The following is a 16260-nucleotide window of genomic DNA, read 5'->3' as shown; positions in this document are numbered from 1 at the left end:
CCAAGCCGTGGAAGCCATCGACTGCAGGGGCTATCGCTCGGAACGAGGCGCTGCGCGCTTCGAAATACCTTGGCCGCGCCATCTGGAGAAAATGGAGCGGATACCACCGACGAAGCCGCGCCGAGACGAAGATGCATTGCGTGAAGCTGCTGGGGCAGAGCCTCATGGCGCGCGACTTCGATCGTCAGGTCGCCGAACTTCAGATCCGCGCCGCCGTGCTCAACGGCTACACCGCGCTCGGCATACCCGTCACAGAGCCTGTGGGATAATTGCGTCCGGGGAAAGGGGAACTCCGGACGTTACCGACTTTGCGCAACAAAGCCTCTCGAGGTGCTGCAAGAAGCCGGGATCGTTGCCGCTTTGGCTAGATCACACCACTTCGGTAGATCAAAACGTCAAGCGGCTGAGGGCACCGCTGCTATGGCGTACTTCCGAGAGCAGTATGCAATTTTGGGCGCTGCGCTAGACAGCCGAGAAAGCGCTTCTCAGCCGTCCTTCAGGCGTAGAGAAGAAATTAGTGCCGCAATCCAAAAATTGAAGTCCAACGGCATACTGCAGCCAAGAACCGCGATAGAATCGTTCACGGATGCACTCAACTGTGCGGGTGATGCAGTTCAACGCGCAGCGGAAGTGCTTAATCCTAAGAAATTTGAATCCGAAAGGACGCTACTCCTGTCTCCGGCGCAAGGGCGTGACACGCCAATGATCTATGCGAACACGCCAACGAAGACTGAAGTTGAAGGCGCGACTTTTTCCAACGGCATAGAGACTGAAGGTTGGTGGCGAGCGCACTGGGTTGTAGCGGCATTTTCCGGCTTGGTGTGTGGTGTGCTTGTCCTTATGGCTGGTTGGATTTGGGTTGATCAATCAATTCGGCAAACCGGCATGTTGTCAGCTGGTTTGGCAGTAGTGACATTTCTAATTGTCTTGTATCTTGATCCTGAGACTTGGTACCGGCGTTTCGCTTTCATTTGTCTTTTCGCCTGCGTCGGAACATCGAAGTTTGGGTTCAGCGTGATCGGCCTTGCTGCAAGTCCAATCGAGGTAGGGTTTGGCGCGGAGGCTGGAGCAATCGCGCCTTTCGTGTTTGGAGCGCTTGGTGTCACGGCGCTCGTGCTGGACTATCTCACTCGGCGGAATCCAAGGTAACCCAACCACGGAGGGACTTGCACAGACTTGCACGACCGAAGGCCTTACACAGCTGATTCTAAGGGATGTCTTGTGCAAGAGTGTCAGTTAAGCAATTGATTTTAATATGGACCTCAGTTTTCGGGAGGCAGGGGCCGGAGGTTCGAATCCTCTCACTCCGACCATTTTTCCAAGCCTGAACGGGGTCCAGAGACAGCAGGGTTGGGTCCAGCGTACAGTCCCCGCGCATGAACGGGATGTGCAGGTGCCTATCGCCGACGTGGCTATTGACGACCGGCAGTAGACTCAGCATCGGCCCACGCGGCCATAAGGATGGCTGCCGACTCCGCGCCCGGATCAATGTGTCCGATTGCCCGCTTCCCAAGTTTCTTTGACCGGCCCTTGGCGCTTTGCATATCTGCGGTCGCCGTGGCTCCGTCCCTTGCTGCCGTGCTGGCAGCTGTCAGACAGGACCGGCTTGTTCCAGCCTCCGTGGCATGGGCCAAGGCCGCGTCCGCAGCAGGCCGCCAGGCGTCCAGCATTGTCTTTTCGCCCGGTTGCGTTTGCCCCCTTGTCGCGATGCCCTGTGCCAATCCGTCGAGCCATCTGGCCAGCGACATCGCGTCGAGGGCTAACCGGTCCGAAACCGCCTGCCCCGCAGCCACAAAGCCCGATGCGTACAGCGGTCCCGCAGACGCACCCACCGCACCAAGAAAGGCGTCTGCCATGCGATCACAGGTTTCGGTGATCGTCATGTCCGGGTCATTTTCGGACAGCGTATCCAGCACGGCCTTCCAGCCGATTTCCATGGTGAGCCCATGATCCCCGTCACCGATCTGGCCGTCGAGCGCGCAGAGATGGTCACAGGCGGCAAAGATCGCCTCGGCCCCGGCGCGCATCATGGCGGTAAATTCGCGCGGGCCGATATCGCCGTCGGTTTTCAACGCATCGCGGTCGATGGCAGAGCTGTGCTGGGCCTTGGCGGGCGGGCGCTTTCGCGGGCGACGCGGTGGCGTCTCCGCGTGGGATTGCCCGACCTTTAGGGCGGGTGTCTCACAGGGATGATCCAGCCAGTGTTGCAAATCGTCATCCAGCCGCATCAGCGTGATCGACGCGCCCTCCATATCCAGCGAGGTGCAGTATTCGCCGACCCAGCTTTGATGAATTTCCACATGTCTCTGCGCCAGCAATTCCGCCGCGCGCCGGTGCAGCAGGTAAAGCTCCATCAGAGAGGTCGATCCCAGCCCGTTGACCAGAAGCGCGACCCGGTCACCGGCGGTCAGCTCCAGCTCATGCAGGATCGGGGCCAACAGGCGATCCGTCACCGCGTCGGCGCTTTCTGCCGGGCCGCGTTCGATGCCGGGTTCCCCATGTATGCCCATGCCGATTTCCATCTCTCCCACGGGCAGGTCGAAATTCGGACGTCCGGTCTGTGGCAGGATACAGGCAGACAGGGCGACGCCCATGGTGCGGGTTGCGGCATTGGCCCGCGCCGCCGCGGCCTCAACCTCATTCAGGGTTGCCCCCTGATCCGCCGCGGCACCTGCAATCTTGAAAACAAAGAAATCCCCGGCGATGCCACGTCTTTCCTCTGCCCGGTCTGGCGGAGCCGAGGCGATGTCGTCGGTTACGACAAAAGATCTGGCAGTGATGCCGTGTTGGGCCAAACCTTCGGCAGCCATCCCGAAATTCATCACGTCGCCGGTGTAGTTGCCATACAAAAGCAACACGCCCACGCCGCCATCGGCGGCGAAACCGGCGTCCATGATCTGTGCGGGTGACGGGGAGGCAAAGATGTTGCCCAGTGGCGCGGCGTCGGCCAGCCCCTTGCCGACATAGCCTGCGAATGCAGGTTCATGCCCTGACCCGCCGCCGACGACGATCCCGACCTTGCCATCTCTTGGGCCATTGCGCGCTACGATGGCCCGTCCGGTGTCACCCTCGACACAAAGCAGGGAGGGATGGGCAGAGACCATGCCCGCGACCAGATCCTCGATCAGACTCTCTGGAGCGTTGATCAGCTTGCGGTGATGGTCTGGCATTCCTGAAACCTCCCTGAGCGCGTCACCCAAAGTCTAGGTGAACGCCGTGGCGTTCGGCAAGAAGCGCCGCGAGGCGTTTCAGCTCTGCCTCCTTGCGCTCTGCGGTCCAACCCAGCGCCGCCGCTGCGATAGTGGCGGCGGAACAGCAAAGTTTCGGAGTCAGGTGTCCGCTGATCGCAAGGGGTGTCCGCCGCAACAGGACATCGGCCAGATGCACGACACTTTCGTTTCGAACGATCCAATCCAATTCTGGCTCGGTAAATTCGGGCGCATCAATCAGAGGTTTCGGCTGGATCCCTTCGTGCCGGGCGATGTCGCGTGCGGTCGTGCCATAACGGTCCAGCAGCGTTTCTAGGCGCTCTGGTGCGGCGCCGGTGTACTGAGCCGCTGCGATGATCCACTCGGTACGTTCTGCTGTTGTGCGCGGCATGCCACGTCCGCCGCCGATGGGCATTTCGTCCGTCCCACGCAGCCGGGGTGCGTTCAGGTCGGCAAGCACCGTGTCGGTCACTTCGGCTGAAAAGGCCCGAAACGTCGTCCATTTGCCCCCGACCAGAGAAAGGATCGGAAAGGGGCGCTCCGGTGTTGCGGCATCTTTTAGCGCGGAATGATCGCGGCTGATCAGCCCCGGTGCGACGCCCTGTGAATTGGGAAGCGGCCGGATGCCCGCATAGGCATAGACAATCTGGTCACGATTGAATTCAAGCCCCGGCAGCAGATCATGCAAGCTTTGCATGAAATAGTGCGTTTCATCGTCAGTGCAGGCAACGCTGTCCGGATCCGCTGAAGGAATGTCCGTAGAACCAACCAGCGCCTTGCCCTGAAACGGAACAACCAGAAGGATGCGCCCGTCATCGGCCTCAAAGTACAGCATTCTGCCGTCCAATTGCCGCAGCAGCGCGGGGTGATCCAGCAGGACGTGTGATCCTTTTGTGCCACCGATATACTGGCTGTTGAGGCCGAGAAGGCCATTCACGCGATCAATCCAGGGACCGGTCGCATTGACGACAAACCGTGGCCTGACGGCTTTTCCTTCGCCGGTTTCCGGTTTCAGGTGCAGTGTGCCATCGGAGGTTCCGGTCACGCCACACCAGTTCATCGCCCGGGATTCGGGCGACGCCTTTTGCCCGTCCTCGATCAGTTCCAGAACCAGCCGTTCCGGGGCCGAAATGGTGGCGTCATAGTAGGTTCCCAGCGCAACGATCCGCGGCGTCAGGGCCGGAATCTCGGCCAATGCTTTGCGGCGCGTGATCATGCGATGCCGGGGCATCTGACGCGCCCTCGATCCATAGTGGTCGTACAGCGAAAGGCCGACCTTGACGAGCAGCGCGCCCCGACTGCGAGGGGCTGTCGTTGACCGAAACAAGGTGCGCAGGGCAGCGGTGACGCCCTTGGTCCAGGACAGGATCGGGATCGCTGTCGGAAGCGGCCGCACCAGATGTGCGGCGTTTTTCATCAGTAGATTCCGTTCATAGGTGGATTCAGCGACCAGGCGCAGTTCGCCGGTTTCCAGGTATTTCAATCCGCCGTGGATCAGCCGTGATGGCGCCGCGCTGGTGCCGGAGCCAAAGTCGCCCTTGTCGATGATCAGGCATTTCAGACCCTGTTCACAGAGGTCCCGAAACACCCCCGCGCCGTTGATCCCGGCGCCCAGAATGACAACGTCGAAGTTCTCAATGGGCGTATCAGTCATGACGACCGCCCCGGCCCATCGCCTCAAGAGCGTTTAGCCGATCCCAAGTGGATGTCATGGTCTCTGCGATCTCCCGATAGACGGCATACCGTTCTGTATAGTGGGCGACGCGATCGGGGGACGGCCGGTAAACCGTCGCGTGGCGGTCAATATCGCGGGGGTCGGCGTCGAACCGGGCAAAGGTGCCGACGGCGGCCCCGGCACAAAGGGCGGCCCCCCATGCGGCGGCCTCATCCGTGTCCGTCACGGTGACCGGCATGTCCAGAATATCGGCAAAGAGTTGCGCCACGGTAGGGTTGCGCGATGCCCCCCCGGTCAGCCGGGCCTCGGTGCCGCCAAAGCCATCGCGCAAGGCGTCGATGTGCTGGCGGTGGTTGAAGGCGATGCCTTCCAGCAGGGCGGCCAGCATGTCGCCGCGGCCATGCCAGCCGCGCAGCCCCAGAAATCCGGCGCTTGGTGCCGCACCCATGGGCGACCCGAACAGGTAGGGGTGATACAGGATCGACGACGGGCGCGACAGCGCGGCGTCGATTTCCGGCCCCAGACGGGCGTGAATGGAGGCGTCGGCACTTTGGCGTTCCGCTGCACACAGGCTGTCGAGAAACCAGTCGTAATTGGTAGCCGAAGCAGGAGAAATCGCCATGTTGTTCCACTGACCCGGCCCAACGGCATTGCGACAGAACCAGCGGGCGTCGATCCGGGGGGCGGTAGAGACACATTCGTTGATCGAATAGGTGCCCGCCACGATACCAACGACGCCGGGTTGATGCGCGCCAATGCCAAGTGCGGACGCCGTCACATCATGAAGGCCGGCAGCCACCGGCGTCCCTTTGGTCAGGCCGGTCGCCCGGGCCGCGTCGGCGGTGATCGTTCCGACGATTTCCGCAGAATGTGCGACGTCCGGCAAGGCGCCGTCCAGATCGGCCAACCCGAAAAGCGCAAGCGCGTCAGGTGAATAGCTTTGGCTTTGGGCATCGCAGAAAGAGGTGCTGGCCTCTGTCCGGTCGGTTCCGATATGACCGCTCAGGCAATAGCAAAGCCAGTCCTTGCAGGACAGGATGTGCCCGATCCGGGCATAGCAGTCGGGGTCCTCCCGGCGCATCCAGGCAAGCAGCGCAGAGGGTGCCGAGACATGTGGCGCCTGTCCGGTCAGGCTCAGCGCTTTGTGGTCGGTGCCACTGCGCTGCCAGTCGTCGACGATGTCGATGGCGCGGCTGTCGAGTGACAGGATGCCCGGTCCCAGCGGCGCGGCGTCGCGGTCCAGCAGATACAGCCCGTCGCCATGGGCCGTGGCCGCGACCGCCACGATCCGTGCCGGGTCCGTGGCGCTGGATTCAAGCACCTCGCGGATCGCCGCCGCAGTCTGCTGCCACAACGCTGCCATATCGCGTTCCACCCGGCGCGGCGCAGGCTGCAGCTGCGGCACGTTGCGTCGACTTACAGCGATCTGGGTGCCTTCGAGATCGAAGATGACAGCCTTGGTGACGGTCAGCCCGTTGTCTATTGCCAGAATCCTGTCCATGTCCTGCATTCTCTGGTGCCCGTTGTCTGACCGGAACCCCGAGGGAGGCCGGGGTTCCGGTTTCGGCCTGAAAGGTCTGCGCGAAACGCGCTGCGACAGTTCAGGCCTTGTTGTATTTCGCGTCGACCTCGTTGATCGCAGTCACGTTTCCGGCTGACCGGCCGTCAGGGTCGAAGCTCGACGACAAAAAGGCGTCGGCAATGTCCTTGGCCAGTTCCGATCCGATCACGCGAGCGCCCATCGTGATGATCTGCGCATTGTTCGACGTCGCGGCTTTGCCTGCCGAATAGGTGTCATGGCATTGGGCGGCGCGGATGCCCGGCACTTTGTTGGCCGACAGGCAAACGCCAATCCCGGTGCCGCAGCACAGGATTGCGCGATCGTATTCACCCGCCAGCACGGCCGTGGCCACGCGATCCGCCATGTTGGCGTAAAATGAGTCCGGTCCGCTATCGGTGCGAGAGATGTCCGACACCTGATGCGCGCCGTTCAGGTGCTCGGCAAGGATCTTGGCCAGACCTTCACCGGCGCTGTCGCCTGCAACTGCAATTTTCATGGTATATTCCTTTCCTGTTTCAGATGACCGACGCGCAGCGGGACAGGATGTCCAGATAGCCTTGGACGTTCCAGGCAGAGCGCCCGATGAACAGCCCGTCAATATGAGGGCACTGGATGAGTTCTGCGCAATTGTCGGGGTTGACCGATCCGCCGTACAGGCAGGGCACCCTGCGACCCAGTACGTCGGCAGCCACAGAGATAATCTCGGCCTGCCGTTCGTCGGCATAGTCCGATGTCGCCGGAATGCCGTTTTCGCCGATGGCCCAAACGGGTTCGTAAGCCAGCAGGATTTTGGCGGATTTCTGGGTCGTGTCCAGTTTTCCAAGCGCGCCGCGAACCTGCGTTTCCAGCACCTCCTTCGCGCGGCCGGATTCGCGTTCGGCCAGGGTTTCGCCAATGCAGATCAGCGGGATAAGGCCGTGCCGCACGGCAGCTTCGGTCTTGAGGCCGACAGTCTTGTCGGTTTCGCCGAAATGCTCGCGGCGTTCGGAATGCCCCAGTTCGACGATGTCGAGGTTGCAGTCCTTCAGCATCACTGGCGATACCTCGCCGGTCCACGCACCGTTGTCGGCCCAATGCATGTTCTGCGCACCCACTTTGACAGAACTGGTCGCAAGGGTCTGTTTGACGTCCCGGACCGCCGTGAACGGCGGGATCACAAAGCGTTGGATGCGCGGGTCGCGGGCAGCATCGGCGACGGCCAGTGCCGAGGCAAAGCCTTGCGCCTCGGCAAGTGTCTTGTTCATCTTCCAGCTGGTGCCGATCCAGTAGTGTGGTTGCGTCATGTGTCAGCCTCTTGGGGTTCCAAAGTATCGGCGAGGGTCAGGGTCAACCCGGCCCGGGCGAGCGCCGCGCAGGCGGCCGGATCGGGTGCGGTATCCGTGATGATGTGGTCGAACTCCGACAGTTTGGCGAGTCGGTGCAGGGCGGCGCGGCCAAAGCGTGTGTGATTGACCAGAAGGACACGAACGGCCCCCTGGTCGATCATTGCCCGTTTGCTGCGGACAACAGCATCATCCATGTGAAACACTTCGAGCCCGGACACCGCAGGCGAAGAGATAAAACAGACATCCGCGCGCAACTGCGCCAGCGCGTCTTCGGTTACTTTGCCGAGGTATGCGTTGAACTTGGCGGAATAGACCCCGCCAAGTGCGATAAGCGTTATGCCGGCCTCTGTCCGCAGGGCGTCGATCACCGCCGCGTTGTTGGTGATGACGGTCAGTGGTCGTTTGGCGCTCAGGGCCTTGCCCAAATTTGCAGCCATGGAACCGTCGTTGATCATCACGCTCATGCCCGGCTCTATCAGCCGCAATGCCGCTTGCGCCATTGCCGTCTTGGCCGCGCTGTCCTGACGTTCGCGAAACTGGAAATCGCTTTCGAATTGGGTGCCAGAACGGATCGTGGCGCCGCCCCTGATCTTGCGCAGAAGACCCGCAGCCTCAAGGTCGTCGAGATCGCGGTGAATGGTCATGCGGGACACGGAAAAGTGGTCAGATAGCGCGTCAAGCTCAACCTCGCCCGCGGTCACCAGCATATCCATGATTGCCTGCTGTCGGTCGTCACGTTTCACGCATTGTCCTCCTGTGGGTAACATAACACGTCACAAATATAACGTCAATAATGTTATTTTGGGATTTAATGTTGTGATTTTTGAGAAGTTGACGTAGCACGGCGGCAACGCAGGAGGACCACATGCCCGAAGATTCGCGACCCAGAGCCATCGCCGACAAAGCTGCACGCGACCCCAAAGGGTTTGCGTTGGCCAATTGCATTCGCGCCCTGTCGATAGACGCGGTCGAGGCCGCGCAATCCGGTCATCCGGGCGCACCCATGGGCATGGCGGACGCCGCTACGGCGCTGTTTCGCGATCATCTGAAATTTGATGCGTCGTCCCCTGACTGGCCGGACCGTGACCGGGTGGTTCTGTCGAACGGGCATGCCTCGATGCTGCTGTATTCGCTGCTCCATCTGACGGGCTATGCGGACATGACCCTCGACCAGTTGCGCAACTTCCGCCAATTGGGTGCAAGAACCGCCGGGCACCCGGAATACGGCCATGCCAAGGGGATCGAGACAACCACCGGCCCGCTAGGGCAGGGGTTCGCCAACGCGGTTGGCATGGCGATTGCCGAACGCGCCCTCGCGGCGGACTTCGGCGCTGATATCGTGGACCACCACACCTACGTCTTTTTGGGCGATGGCTGTCTTCAGGAAGGCATCGGGCAAGAGGCGATTTCCCTTGCCGGGCACCTGGGACTTGGAAAACTGATCGCGCTTTACGATGACAACCAAATCACCATCGATGGCCCGACCTCGGTGTCCTTTTCCGAAAACGTCCCAGCGCGGCTTGCCGCCTGTGGCTGGCATGTGATCGACTGTGATGGGCACGACATTCCCGCCGTGTCGCAGGCCATCGCAGCGGCGAAAGCCGAGCAGGACAAGCCAACGCTGATCTCGATGAAGACGGTGATCGGCTTCGGCGCGCCCACCAAATCTGGCACCGCAGGCGCGCACGGTGCGCCACTGGGGACCGACGAAGCCGCCGCCGCCAAGGCGGCGCTGGGCTGGACTGCCGACCCTTTCGAAATTCCCGCGAACCTTGCGTTGGCTTGGCAAGAGATCGGAGCGCGCGGTGCCCACGAACGGGACGCATGGGAGAAACGTCTTGCCACCAACCCCGGGGCCCTTGAGTTCAACCGCCGCATCACCCGCGGCCTGCCGGATCACTATGATGCGGCTGTTGCCGCGGCCCGCAAGGCGCTGTTCGACGCGCCGCAAAATGTCGCCACACGCAAGGCCAGTCTGTTTACCCTCAACGCGCTTGCCCCGTCCGTGCCGGAACTGATTGGTGGCTCCGCCGATCTCACGGGCTCAAACCTGACCCGCGTCGCTGCGGTGGACAGCCAGTTCTCGGCACAAACAGGTGGCCGCTATGTCGGCTACGGTGTGCGCGAATTTGCTATGGCCGCCGCGATGAACGGAATGAACACACATGGCGGGCTGATCCCCTATGGCGGCACTTTCCTTGTATTCTCGGACTACGCCCGCAACGCCATCCGACTGTCGGCGTTGATGGGCGTCGGCACAATCTATGTGATGACCCATGACAGCATTGGCTTGGGCGAAGACGGGCCGACCCATCAGCCGGTCGAACATCTGGCGTCGCTGCGCGCCATGCCGAACCTGTATACCTTTCGGCCCGCTGACGCCGTGGAAACGTTGGAATGCTGGGACATCGCGATACGCTCGCGTGCAACCCCGTCGCTGTTGGCCCTCAGCCGTCAGGGTGTCCCGCAGCTGCGCCTCGAAGAAACCGGAGAAAACCTCAGCAGTCGGGGGGCCTATGTGATCCGGCAATTCAGCAAAGGACGCGACCTCACCATACTGGCAACCGGAACCGAGGTCAGTCTGGCTGTTGAGGCGGCGCAGGCACTGGCCGACCGTGGTCTCGCCGTGGCCGTGGTGTCGATGCCCAGTTGGGAACTCTTCGACGCGCAACCGCGCGATTATCGTGACGCCGTCCTTGGCACAGCCCCGCGTATCGCTGTGGAAGCAGGCGGAACATTTGGCTGGACACGTTATGTGCGCAATGAGGATGACGTGGTCGGCCTCAACGGTTTTGGCGCGTCCGGCCCGGCCGAAGACCTTTACGCACATTTTGGCATAACCAAAGAAGGGATCATCGCCCGGGCCGAGGCGCTGATCGGCGGCGAGGACTAAGTCATGCTCGCGCCACTTACACTCGCCCGGGACGCGCGCATTTCCGCCCCGACGCTGGCGCAGCACCTTGGCAAATGGGCCGGGGGCAACGATGCCCGCGTGGCGTTGGCGCGGCTGCTTTACGCGCTGACCCAAGGCAGCATACCGCTGGCCGGACGACTTGCGCAGGGGCACCTGACCGGCGATCCGACAGCGGTTGTCGGCACCAACGAATCCGGTGACACGCAAAAGGCGCTGAACTTGGCGGCCCACGACCATTTCATCGCGCTGTTCGCGATCTTTCCTGCGGGCGCGACTTTTCTGCGTCCGGGGCGCGAAATGATAGCGGCGGCCGGACGGTGACGTACTAGCGATGGACGTGATCGAGGCAATCCACAAGCGGCTGCCCAATACGCACTTGGTCATGCAAGGCTCATCGTCTGTGCCGGAAGACCTGTGGGCTTTGATCAATGAATTGGGTGGCGACATAGATACCGACCTGCGTCTGGCCGAGACGTCGGTCATCCGCAAGACCCTGGCCAGCGCGCCAGCCGAGTTCGACCCCCGCAAATACCAAAAGCCGGCGATGGACAGCATGAAAGCCCAATGCGTGGGGACGTTTGAGGCCTTTGACACCGCCGGTCAGGCCGCTCGCATACGGGTTCGGCTCTTGTCCGAAATGGCATTGGCCTACTGAAACAATCAAAGGGATGAAACATCCATGAAATTCTTTGTCGACACCGCCATCATCGCGGAAATCCAGGAGCTGAACGATTTCGGCCTGCTTGACGGCGTGACCACGAATCCGTCTCTGATCGCCAAGTCGGGCAGAGACTTCAAACAGGTCATCGCCGAGATCTGCAATTTGGTCGAGGGTCCAGTATCCGCCGAGGTGGCCGCGATGGACTTCGATGGAATGGTAGCAGAGGGCGAACACCTGGCGCAGATCGCCGACAACGTCGTGATCAAGCTGCCGCTGACGCTGGACGGACTGAAAGCCTGTCGGCATTTCACCGCCAAGGGCATCAGGACAAACGTGACACTGTGCTTTGCCGCGAACCAGGCACTGCTGGCGGCCAAGGCAGGTGCGATCTATATCTCGCCCTTTGTTGGACGCCTCGATGATTTGAACATCGATGGAATGGACCTGATCCGAGAGATCCGCGAGATTTACGACAACTACGGTTTTGAGACAGAAATCCTTGCGGCGTCGATCCGATCGGCGAACCACGTCAAAGAGGCGGCGCTGGCAGGTGCGGATGTGGCGACAATCCCGGCCTCGGTGATCAAAGGGCTGGCCAACCACGCGCTGACCGACAAGGGGCTTGATCAGTTCGCCAAGGATTGGGCCGCAACCGGGCAGTCGATTCTGTGACACGCCGTCATGGCAGGGTCGCGTCAGCGGGGCTTGGTCAGCGCATCGTCCAGCAGAGCCCGGGCGGTGCGCTCATCGGTGATGATCCCGGACAGTCGACCGCTTTTCAGCACAGCGCGGATCGCGTCGATTTTTTCGCCACCTCCGGCAAGAGCGATAATGCGATCCTCGCGGGTTTCGTCGAGGGACACGGCAAGCGTGCGCGATGTGAGCGGCGTTTCCAGGCAATTGCCGTCGGGATCGAAAAAATGCCCCAGCATCTCACCGACGCCGCCGGCACCCGAAATCGCTTCGATTTCGGAGGGTTCGATCATACCGGATGTGACAAGCTGGGTTTCGGCCTCCACCGTGCCGATTCCGACAATTTTCAGCGGCGCGGCCTCGGCAAGCTGAAAGACCTCCGCCACGCCGCGTTGCGACAACAACACCTCACGGTCTTCAGTGGTGTTGGCAAAGAACGGCACCGGCATGACATAGGCCCGCGCGCCAGTTTTTTCCGCCAAGAGATGCATCACGTCGTGTGGGTTGGCGGCAAAGTTCCGGGTCAGCCCGCCCAGCAGGGACACAAAGCTGAGACCGGTGGTGCCGAACCGGGGCATGGCGCGGACCGCCTCGGCCAAGGTGCGGCCATGGCCAATCCCGATGGTCAGCTCTTCGCCGCTTTCCAGCCAGCGCCGCAACCGCGAAGCTCCGGCCAGTCCCAAAGCCCTCAGAGGTAGCCCCTCTTCGTCAAGGTCGGGCGCGACCTCGCAGGTCTCTAGTCCGAAGCGCGTGCAAAGCGCCTGTTCCAGTTCGATACACTCGATGATCTCGCCTTCGATGCTGACCTTGACGGCTCCTTCGGCAACGGCCCGCGCGATCAGGCGGTGCGCCTTGACCGAGGGCACGCCAAGCCGTTTGGCGACTTCGGCTTGCCGCATGCCGCCGACGTAGTGCAGCCAAGCGGCCCGGATCGCCAGCGAGTGTTCGGCATCTCCGCCCGACGGTCGATCCTTTGCCATGGTGCGCTCTCCCACTACGGCGCCGGCAACGCCAATTCCAGTATCGCTGTCCGCGCCGTGCCGTCCAGCGCCTGGAAAACCGTGCGCGCGACCGCGTGGTCTATACCTTCAGCGCCGTGACCATATGTACCGCGTCCCATGCCTCCTCACCCTTTTTGGCAAAATGGTCGCGGAAAAAGCCAATATGCTCTGCCGTCGGCTGGAAATGATGAGGTGTCAGCGAAACCGAAAAGGTCGGCACGCCGGTCTCCAACTGGGCGCGCATCAGGCCGTCGACTACAGCCTGCGCAACGAAATCGTGCCGGTAGATCCCGCCGTCAACAACCAGTGCGGCGCAGACAATGGCGTCGAATTTGCCGCCCCGGCCAAGCGTCTGCGCCAGCAAGGGCATCTCGAAGGCGCCGGGCACGTCGAAAGTGGTGACATCAGCGGTCACGCCGGTTTCGGCAAGCCGGGTTTGGAACCCGATCAGCGCCTGATCGACGATTTCGGCGTGCCATCTGGCCTTGATAAAGGCAATATTCAGTGAGTCAGTCATGGAACCATCCTTTGATCTTCAAAAGTGGTCCCAAGGCGATGCCACCCGCACAGGCCATTGGGCCCGACGGCTGGTTCTCTTTCATCCGGACTATGACCGTCGGCCCCGGAATTTCACCGGTGTCTGCTTGACCCTTCCGGCATCTGCCGAGAGGCGCTCGCGGGCTATCACCGCCGGTGGGGAATTTCGCCCCGCCCTGAGAACGGGCTCCACTTGCCGGAAAATACCGCGATTGGCAAGTCTGCCTCGAGCGGGCTGGCTCAGACATTCAGATCGCTCTCTCCGCTGTCGATATGCGGCGCCCAGAAGGCAACGCTTTCGGCGATCTGCGGGACAACCTGCCGGTCGTTGGGTTCGCGTTCCTTGAAGGACAGCTCAAGGCAGATCTCATTGTCCTCCGCCCCGCCTGCGGCAAAGGCTTTCAGCAGCGGCTCTGGCTGGATCGCTCCTTTGGCGTTAAATTCCGCCGTAAAGGGGCGATGGCCGGATTTGTCCATCATGGATTGTTTGATGTGGATGATCGGCGAAACCTTTGGCACTGCGCGTGCCCAGGCATAGGGATCCGTGTCGTCAGGATTGGGGGACGTCACGTCGCCGTGGTCTATGTCGGCCATCATCCACATCGGCACCGCCATGTCGGCGGCCGTCAGGCGGGTCTGAAGGGCCATGCACTCCGCGATGGTTTCGCCAAATTCGCGCCCTACGCTCATTGGTTCCCAGAACACATGGCTCAGGCCTGCGGCTTTGGCATGGTCAGCGACTTCGGCCCAGCAGTCGATGGCGATCTGCAACAAATCCTCGCGTCGCTGCGCATCGTCGTAGTCCTTGAACGTGAAGATCGCAAATTGGGTGCCGACCGAGGTGCCGCCGAGATCGCCAATGATATCGGCAAATGTCTTGAACCAATCGACGTAGTAGCGCCGCACGTCCGGATCGGGGTGGCCGAAATGATTGAGCCGTCCATAGGGGCCGGTCATGCCTGACGTAACCCGTGCGCCGGTACGGTGCAGGGCGGCGTTCATGTCCCGTGTCAACCGGCGGATCACCGGGGCGGGCCACGACGGATTGATGAATTCATGGGTCAACTGGATATCGCGGATACGGATATCACGCGCGATTGCATCAACCAGATCGTCGGGCTCGGCAAATCGGTTTACCAGCGGGTTGGTGTTGAGCGAGAGCGTCAGCGCCATCAGGCGGCCTCCCGCTGCAGTTCGAACCACTTGGTGAATGCGGCCTGTTCGTCTTCGGTCAGGTGCAGGCGGTGCTTGGTGCGCCGCCACAGGATATCGTCGGCGGTCTGCGCCCACTCGTGCTTTACCAGATAGGCAACCTCGGCCTCATAAAGTGTGCCGCCGAAATGCCGACCCAGCCCGTCGAGACTGCTTGCCCCGTCGACAATCCTGTCGATCCGGGTGCCGTAGAGCCGCCCGTAATGCCGCCGCAGATCACGAGGCATCCAAGGGTAGTCGTGTTTCATGCGGTTGCGGAATTCCTCATAGTCAGCGTTTTCCATATCTCCGCCCGGCAAGGGCGCATTCTCTGTCCAGTCGCCGCCGATCTCGGGAAAGAACTTGCTGACTTTCTGCAATCCCCGTTCAGCCAGTTCGCGAAACGTGGTGATCTTGCCGCCGAAGATGTTCAGCATCGGCGCGCCGCCTTTTTCCTCGATGTCAAAAACATAATCGCGGGTTACTGCGGACGGGTTCCCTTTGCCGTCGTCAAACAACGGGCGCACGCCGGAAAAGGTGGTCAGGACGTCGTTGCGTGTCAGTTGCTCTTTGAAATAGCGGTTCACCGCGTCGATCAGGTACTGCACTTCAGAGTCGTCCGCCGTCACCTCTTCGGCCTTGCCCTCATAGGCAATATCGGTTGTGCCGATCAGGGCCTTGTCGCGTTCGTAAGGGTTGATAAAAATGACCCGCTTGTCGTGGTTCTGGACAAGATAGGCATTCTCGCCCTTCCAGAACTTGGGCACGATGATGTGGCTGCCCTTGACCAGCCGCACGTTGCGCGGGCTGTTCGATCCGGCCACCCGGTTGACCACGTCAGTCACCCAGGGCCCGGCGGCATTGACCAGCAATTTGGCCTCAAATTCCTTTGTCTCTCCGGTCACCGAGTTCTGCGTTGTGACGCGCCAAACCTGTCCCTCGCGGCGGGCGGACACGCAGGGCGACCGGGTCAGGACCGTCGCGCCGCGTTCGGACGCGTCTATCGCATTCAGGATCACCAGACGTGCATCGTCGACCCAGCAATCGGAGTATTCAAAGCCGCGTTTGTAGCTGTCTTTGACTGCCGCGCCTTCGGGGTCGCGGTGCAGGTTCAGAGTACGGGTGCCGGGCAGTTTCTTGCGCCCGCCGAGATGATCGTAAAGAAACAGCCCCAGCCGCACCAGCCAGGCGGGGCGGTCTTGCGGTGAATGCGGCAGCACAAATCGCATTGGCCAAATGATATGGGGGGCGTTTCTCATCAGAACTTCGCGTTCTATCAGCGCTTCGCGGACCAGCCGAAATTCATAATATTCCAGATAGCGCAAGCCGCCATGCACCAATTTCCCCGAGCGCGAAGATGTGCCCTCGGCCAAATCATCCTTTTCGCAAAGCACCACGCTTAGTCCCCGGCCTGCCGCATCGCGCGCGATTCCGGCGCCGTTGATGCCGCCGCCGATGACGAAAAGGTCGACTTTCTGAATGTCTGTCATGCC

General features: G+C 61.4%; 15 protein-coding genes, 1 pseudogene and 1 riboswitch. Of the genes and pseudogenes, 6 read left to right on the top strand and 10 right to left on the bottom strand.

Translation table 11 applies throughout. The features are described from left to right. Positions 1–269 (top strand): annotated as a pseudogene (locus tag CHB90_RS06535) (IS5/IS1182 family transposase); the annotation flags it as partial. Between the two features lie 151 nt (positions 270–420). Continuing rightward, on the top strand, positions 421–1149 hold the full coding sequence (locus tag CHB90_RS06530; RefSeq protein WP_089277054.1) for a hypothetical protein: 729 nt from the start codon (positions 421–423) through the stop codon (positions 1147–1149). 263 nt (positions 1150–1412) lie between these two features. On the opposite strand, the gene dhaL is transcribed toward CHB90_RS06530, so the two are convergent. The 6 genes from dhaL to CHB90_RS06500 form a co-directional block, all read right to left on the bottom strand. Then, on the bottom strand, positions 1413–3170 hold the full coding sequence (dhaL, locus tag CHB90_RS06525; protein ID WP_089277053.1) for a dihydroxyacetone kinase subunit DhaL: 1758 nt from the start codon (positions 3168–3170) through the stop codon (positions 1413–1415). Positions 3171–3192: 22 nt separating this feature from the next. Continuing rightward, positions 3193–4863 carry a glycerol-3-phosphate dehydrogenase/oxidase gene (locus tag CHB90_RS06520; protein WP_089277052.1) on the bottom strand — a complete coding sequence of 557 codons (1671 nt, stop codon included), beginning with the start codon at positions 4861–4863 and terminating at the stop codon, positions 3193–3195. Continuing rightward, positions 4856–6385 (bottom strand): FGGY-family carbohydrate kinase, encoded by a 1530-nt coding sequence (locus CHB90_RS06515; protein ID WP_089277061.1) that lies wholly within the window; start codon positions 6383–6385, stop codon positions 4856–4858. Before CHB90_RS06515 ends, CHB90_RS06520 begins: the two co-directional genes overlap by 8 nt. Positions 6386–6485: 100 nt before the next feature. After that, a complete protein-coding gene (derI, locus tag CHB90_RS06510) occupies positions 6486–6941 on the bottom strand; it encodes a D-erythrulose-4-phosphate isomerase (RefSeq protein WP_089277051.1) in 456 nt (151 codons plus the stop codon). Positions 6942–6960: 19 nt separating this feature from the next. Then, positions 6961–7728 (bottom strand): triose-phosphate isomerase, encoded by a 768-nt coding sequence (locus CHB90_RS06505; RefSeq protein WP_089277050.1) that lies wholly within the window; start codon positions 7726–7728, stop codon positions 6961–6963. Further along, the gene (locus CHB90_RS06500) at positions 7725–8513 is read right to left on the bottom strand and encodes a DeoR/GlpR family DNA-binding transcription regulator (protein WP_089277049.1); all 789 of its coding nucleotides are present in this window, start codon (positions 8511–8513) and stop codon (positions 7725–7727) included. Before CHB90_RS06500 ends, CHB90_RS06505 begins: the two co-directional genes overlap by 4 nt. Before the next feature lie 122 nt (positions 8514–8635). Between CHB90_RS06500 and tkt the strand changes: the two genes are divergently transcribed. The 4 genes from tkt to fsa are packed head-to-tail and all read left to right on the top strand — an operon-like array spanning position 8636 to position 12017. Continuing rightward, on the top strand, positions 8636–10663 hold the full coding sequence (gene tkt / locus CHB90_RS06495) for a transketolase (RefSeq protein ID WP_089277048.1): 2028 nt from the start codon (positions 8636–8638) through the stop codon (positions 10661–10663). A gap of 3 nt (positions 10664–10666) precedes the next feature. After that, complete coding sequence (locus tag CHB90_RS06490) at positions 10667–11005, top strand: FIG domain-containing protein (protein ID WP_089277047.1); 339 nt, start codon at positions 10667–10669, stop codon at positions 11003–11005. A 10-nt stretch (positions 11006–11015) separates the two neighbouring features. Then, complete coding sequence (locus CHB90_RS06485) at positions 11016–11339, top strand: class II fructose-bisphosphate aldolase (RefSeq protein ID WP_089277046.1); 324 nt, start codon at positions 11016–11018, stop codon at positions 11337–11339. Between the two features lie 24 nt (positions 11340–11363). Next, positions 11364–12017: a fructose-6-phosphate aldolase gene (gene fsa, locus CHB90_RS06480; protein ID WP_089277045.1), complete on the top strand. Its 654-nt coding sequence runs from the start codon at positions 11364–11366 to the stop codon at positions 12015–12017. 23 nt (positions 12018–12040) lie between these two features. On the opposite strand, the gene CHB90_RS06475 is transcribed toward fsa, so the two are convergent. The 4 genes from CHB90_RS06475 to CHB90_RS06460 all read right to left on the bottom strand — a co-directional run bounded on the left by CHB90_RS06475 (position 12041) and on the right by CHB90_RS06460 (position 16257). Further along, entirely contained in the window at positions 12041–13018 is a 978-nt protein-coding gene (locus CHB90_RS06475) for a sugar-binding transcriptional regulator (RefSeq protein ID WP_089277044.1), read from the bottom strand. A gap of 100 nt (positions 13019–13118) precedes the next feature. Then, complete coding sequence (locus CHB90_RS06470; RefSeq protein ID WP_089277043.1) at positions 13119–13556, bottom strand: 6,7-dimethyl-8-ribityllumazine synthase; 438 nt, start codon at positions 13554–13556, stop codon at positions 13119–13121. 69 nt (positions 13557–13625) lie between these two features. Continuing rightward, positions 13626–13764: riboswitch (FMN riboswitch) on the bottom strand. Positions 13765–13816: 52 nt separating this feature from the next. Beyond that, positions 13817–14749: a sugar phosphate isomerase/epimerase family protein gene (locus tag CHB90_RS06465; RefSeq protein WP_089277042.1), complete on the bottom strand. Its 933-nt coding sequence runs from the start codon at positions 14747–14749 to the stop codon at positions 13817–13819. Further along, complete coding sequence (locus CHB90_RS06460) at positions 14749–16257, bottom strand: glycerol-3-phosphate dehydrogenase (protein WP_089277041.1); 1509 nt, start codon at positions 16255–16257, stop codon at positions 14749–14751. Before CHB90_RS06460 ends, CHB90_RS06465 begins: the two co-directional genes overlap by 1 nt. Positions 16258–16260 lie beyond the last annotated feature (3 nt).

Source organism: Antarctobacter heliothermus, from assembly GCF_900188425.1.
Lineage (GTDB): Bacteria > Pseudomonadota > Alphaproteobacteria > Rhodobacterales > Rhodobacteraceae > Antarctobacter > Antarctobacter heliothermus.
Note: the sequence above shows the minus strand (reverse complement) of the source record. Positions and strands in the feature narration are given on the sequence as shown.

Coding starts and splice junctions, on each gene's coding strand:
- CHB90_RS06515 (WP_089277061.1), bottom strand. CDS start 6,385: ATGGACAGGATTCTGGCAATAGACAACGGGCTGACCGTCACCAAGGCT.
- dhaL (WP_089277053.1), bottom strand. CDS start 3,170: ATGCCAGACCATCACCGCAAGCTGATCAACGCTCCAGAGAGTCTGATC.
- fsa (WP_089277045.1), top strand. CDS start 11,364: ATGAAATTCTTTGTCGACACCGCCATCATCGCGGAAATCCAGGAGCTG.
- derI (WP_089277051.1), bottom strand. CDS start 6,941: ATGAAAATTGCAGTTGCAGGCGACAGCGCCGGTGAAGGTCTGGCCAAG.
- CHB90_RS06490 (WP_089277047.1), top strand. CDS start 10,667: ATGCTCGCGCCACTTACACTCGCCCGGGACGCGCGCATTTCCGCCCCG.
- CHB90_RS06475 (WP_089277044.1), bottom strand. CDS start 13,018: ATGGCAAAGGATCGACCGTCGGGCGGAGATGCCGAACACTCGCTGGCG.
- CHB90_RS06505 (WP_089277050.1), bottom strand. CDS start 7,728: ATGACGCAACCACACTACTGGATCGGCACCAGCTGGAAGATGAACAAG.
- CHB90_RS06470 (WP_089277043.1), bottom strand. CDS start 13,556: ATGACTGACTCACTGAATATTGCCTTTATCAAGGCCAGATGGCACGCC.
- CHB90_RS06530 (WP_089277054.1), top strand. CDS start 421: ATGGCGTACTTCCGAGAGCAGTATGCAATTTTGGGCGCTGCGCTAGAC.
- CHB90_RS06460 (WP_089277041.1), bottom strand. CDS start 16,257: ATGACAGACATTCAGAAAGTCGACCTTTTCGTCATCGGCGGCGGCATC.
- CHB90_RS06465 (WP_089277042.1), bottom strand. CDS start 14,749: ATGGCGCTGACGCTCTCGCTCAACACCAACCCGCTGGTAAACCGATTT.
- CHB90_RS06520 (WP_089277052.1), bottom strand. CDS start 4,863: ATGACTGATACGCCCATTGAGAACTTCGACGTTGTCATTCTGGGCGCC.
- tkt (WP_089277048.1), top strand. CDS start 8,636: ATGCCCGAAGATTCGCGACCCAGAGCCATCGCCGACAAAGCTGCACGC.
- CHB90_RS06485 (WP_089277046.1), top strand. CDS start 11,016: ATGGACGTGATCGAGGCAATCCACAAGCGGCTGCCCAATACGCACTTG.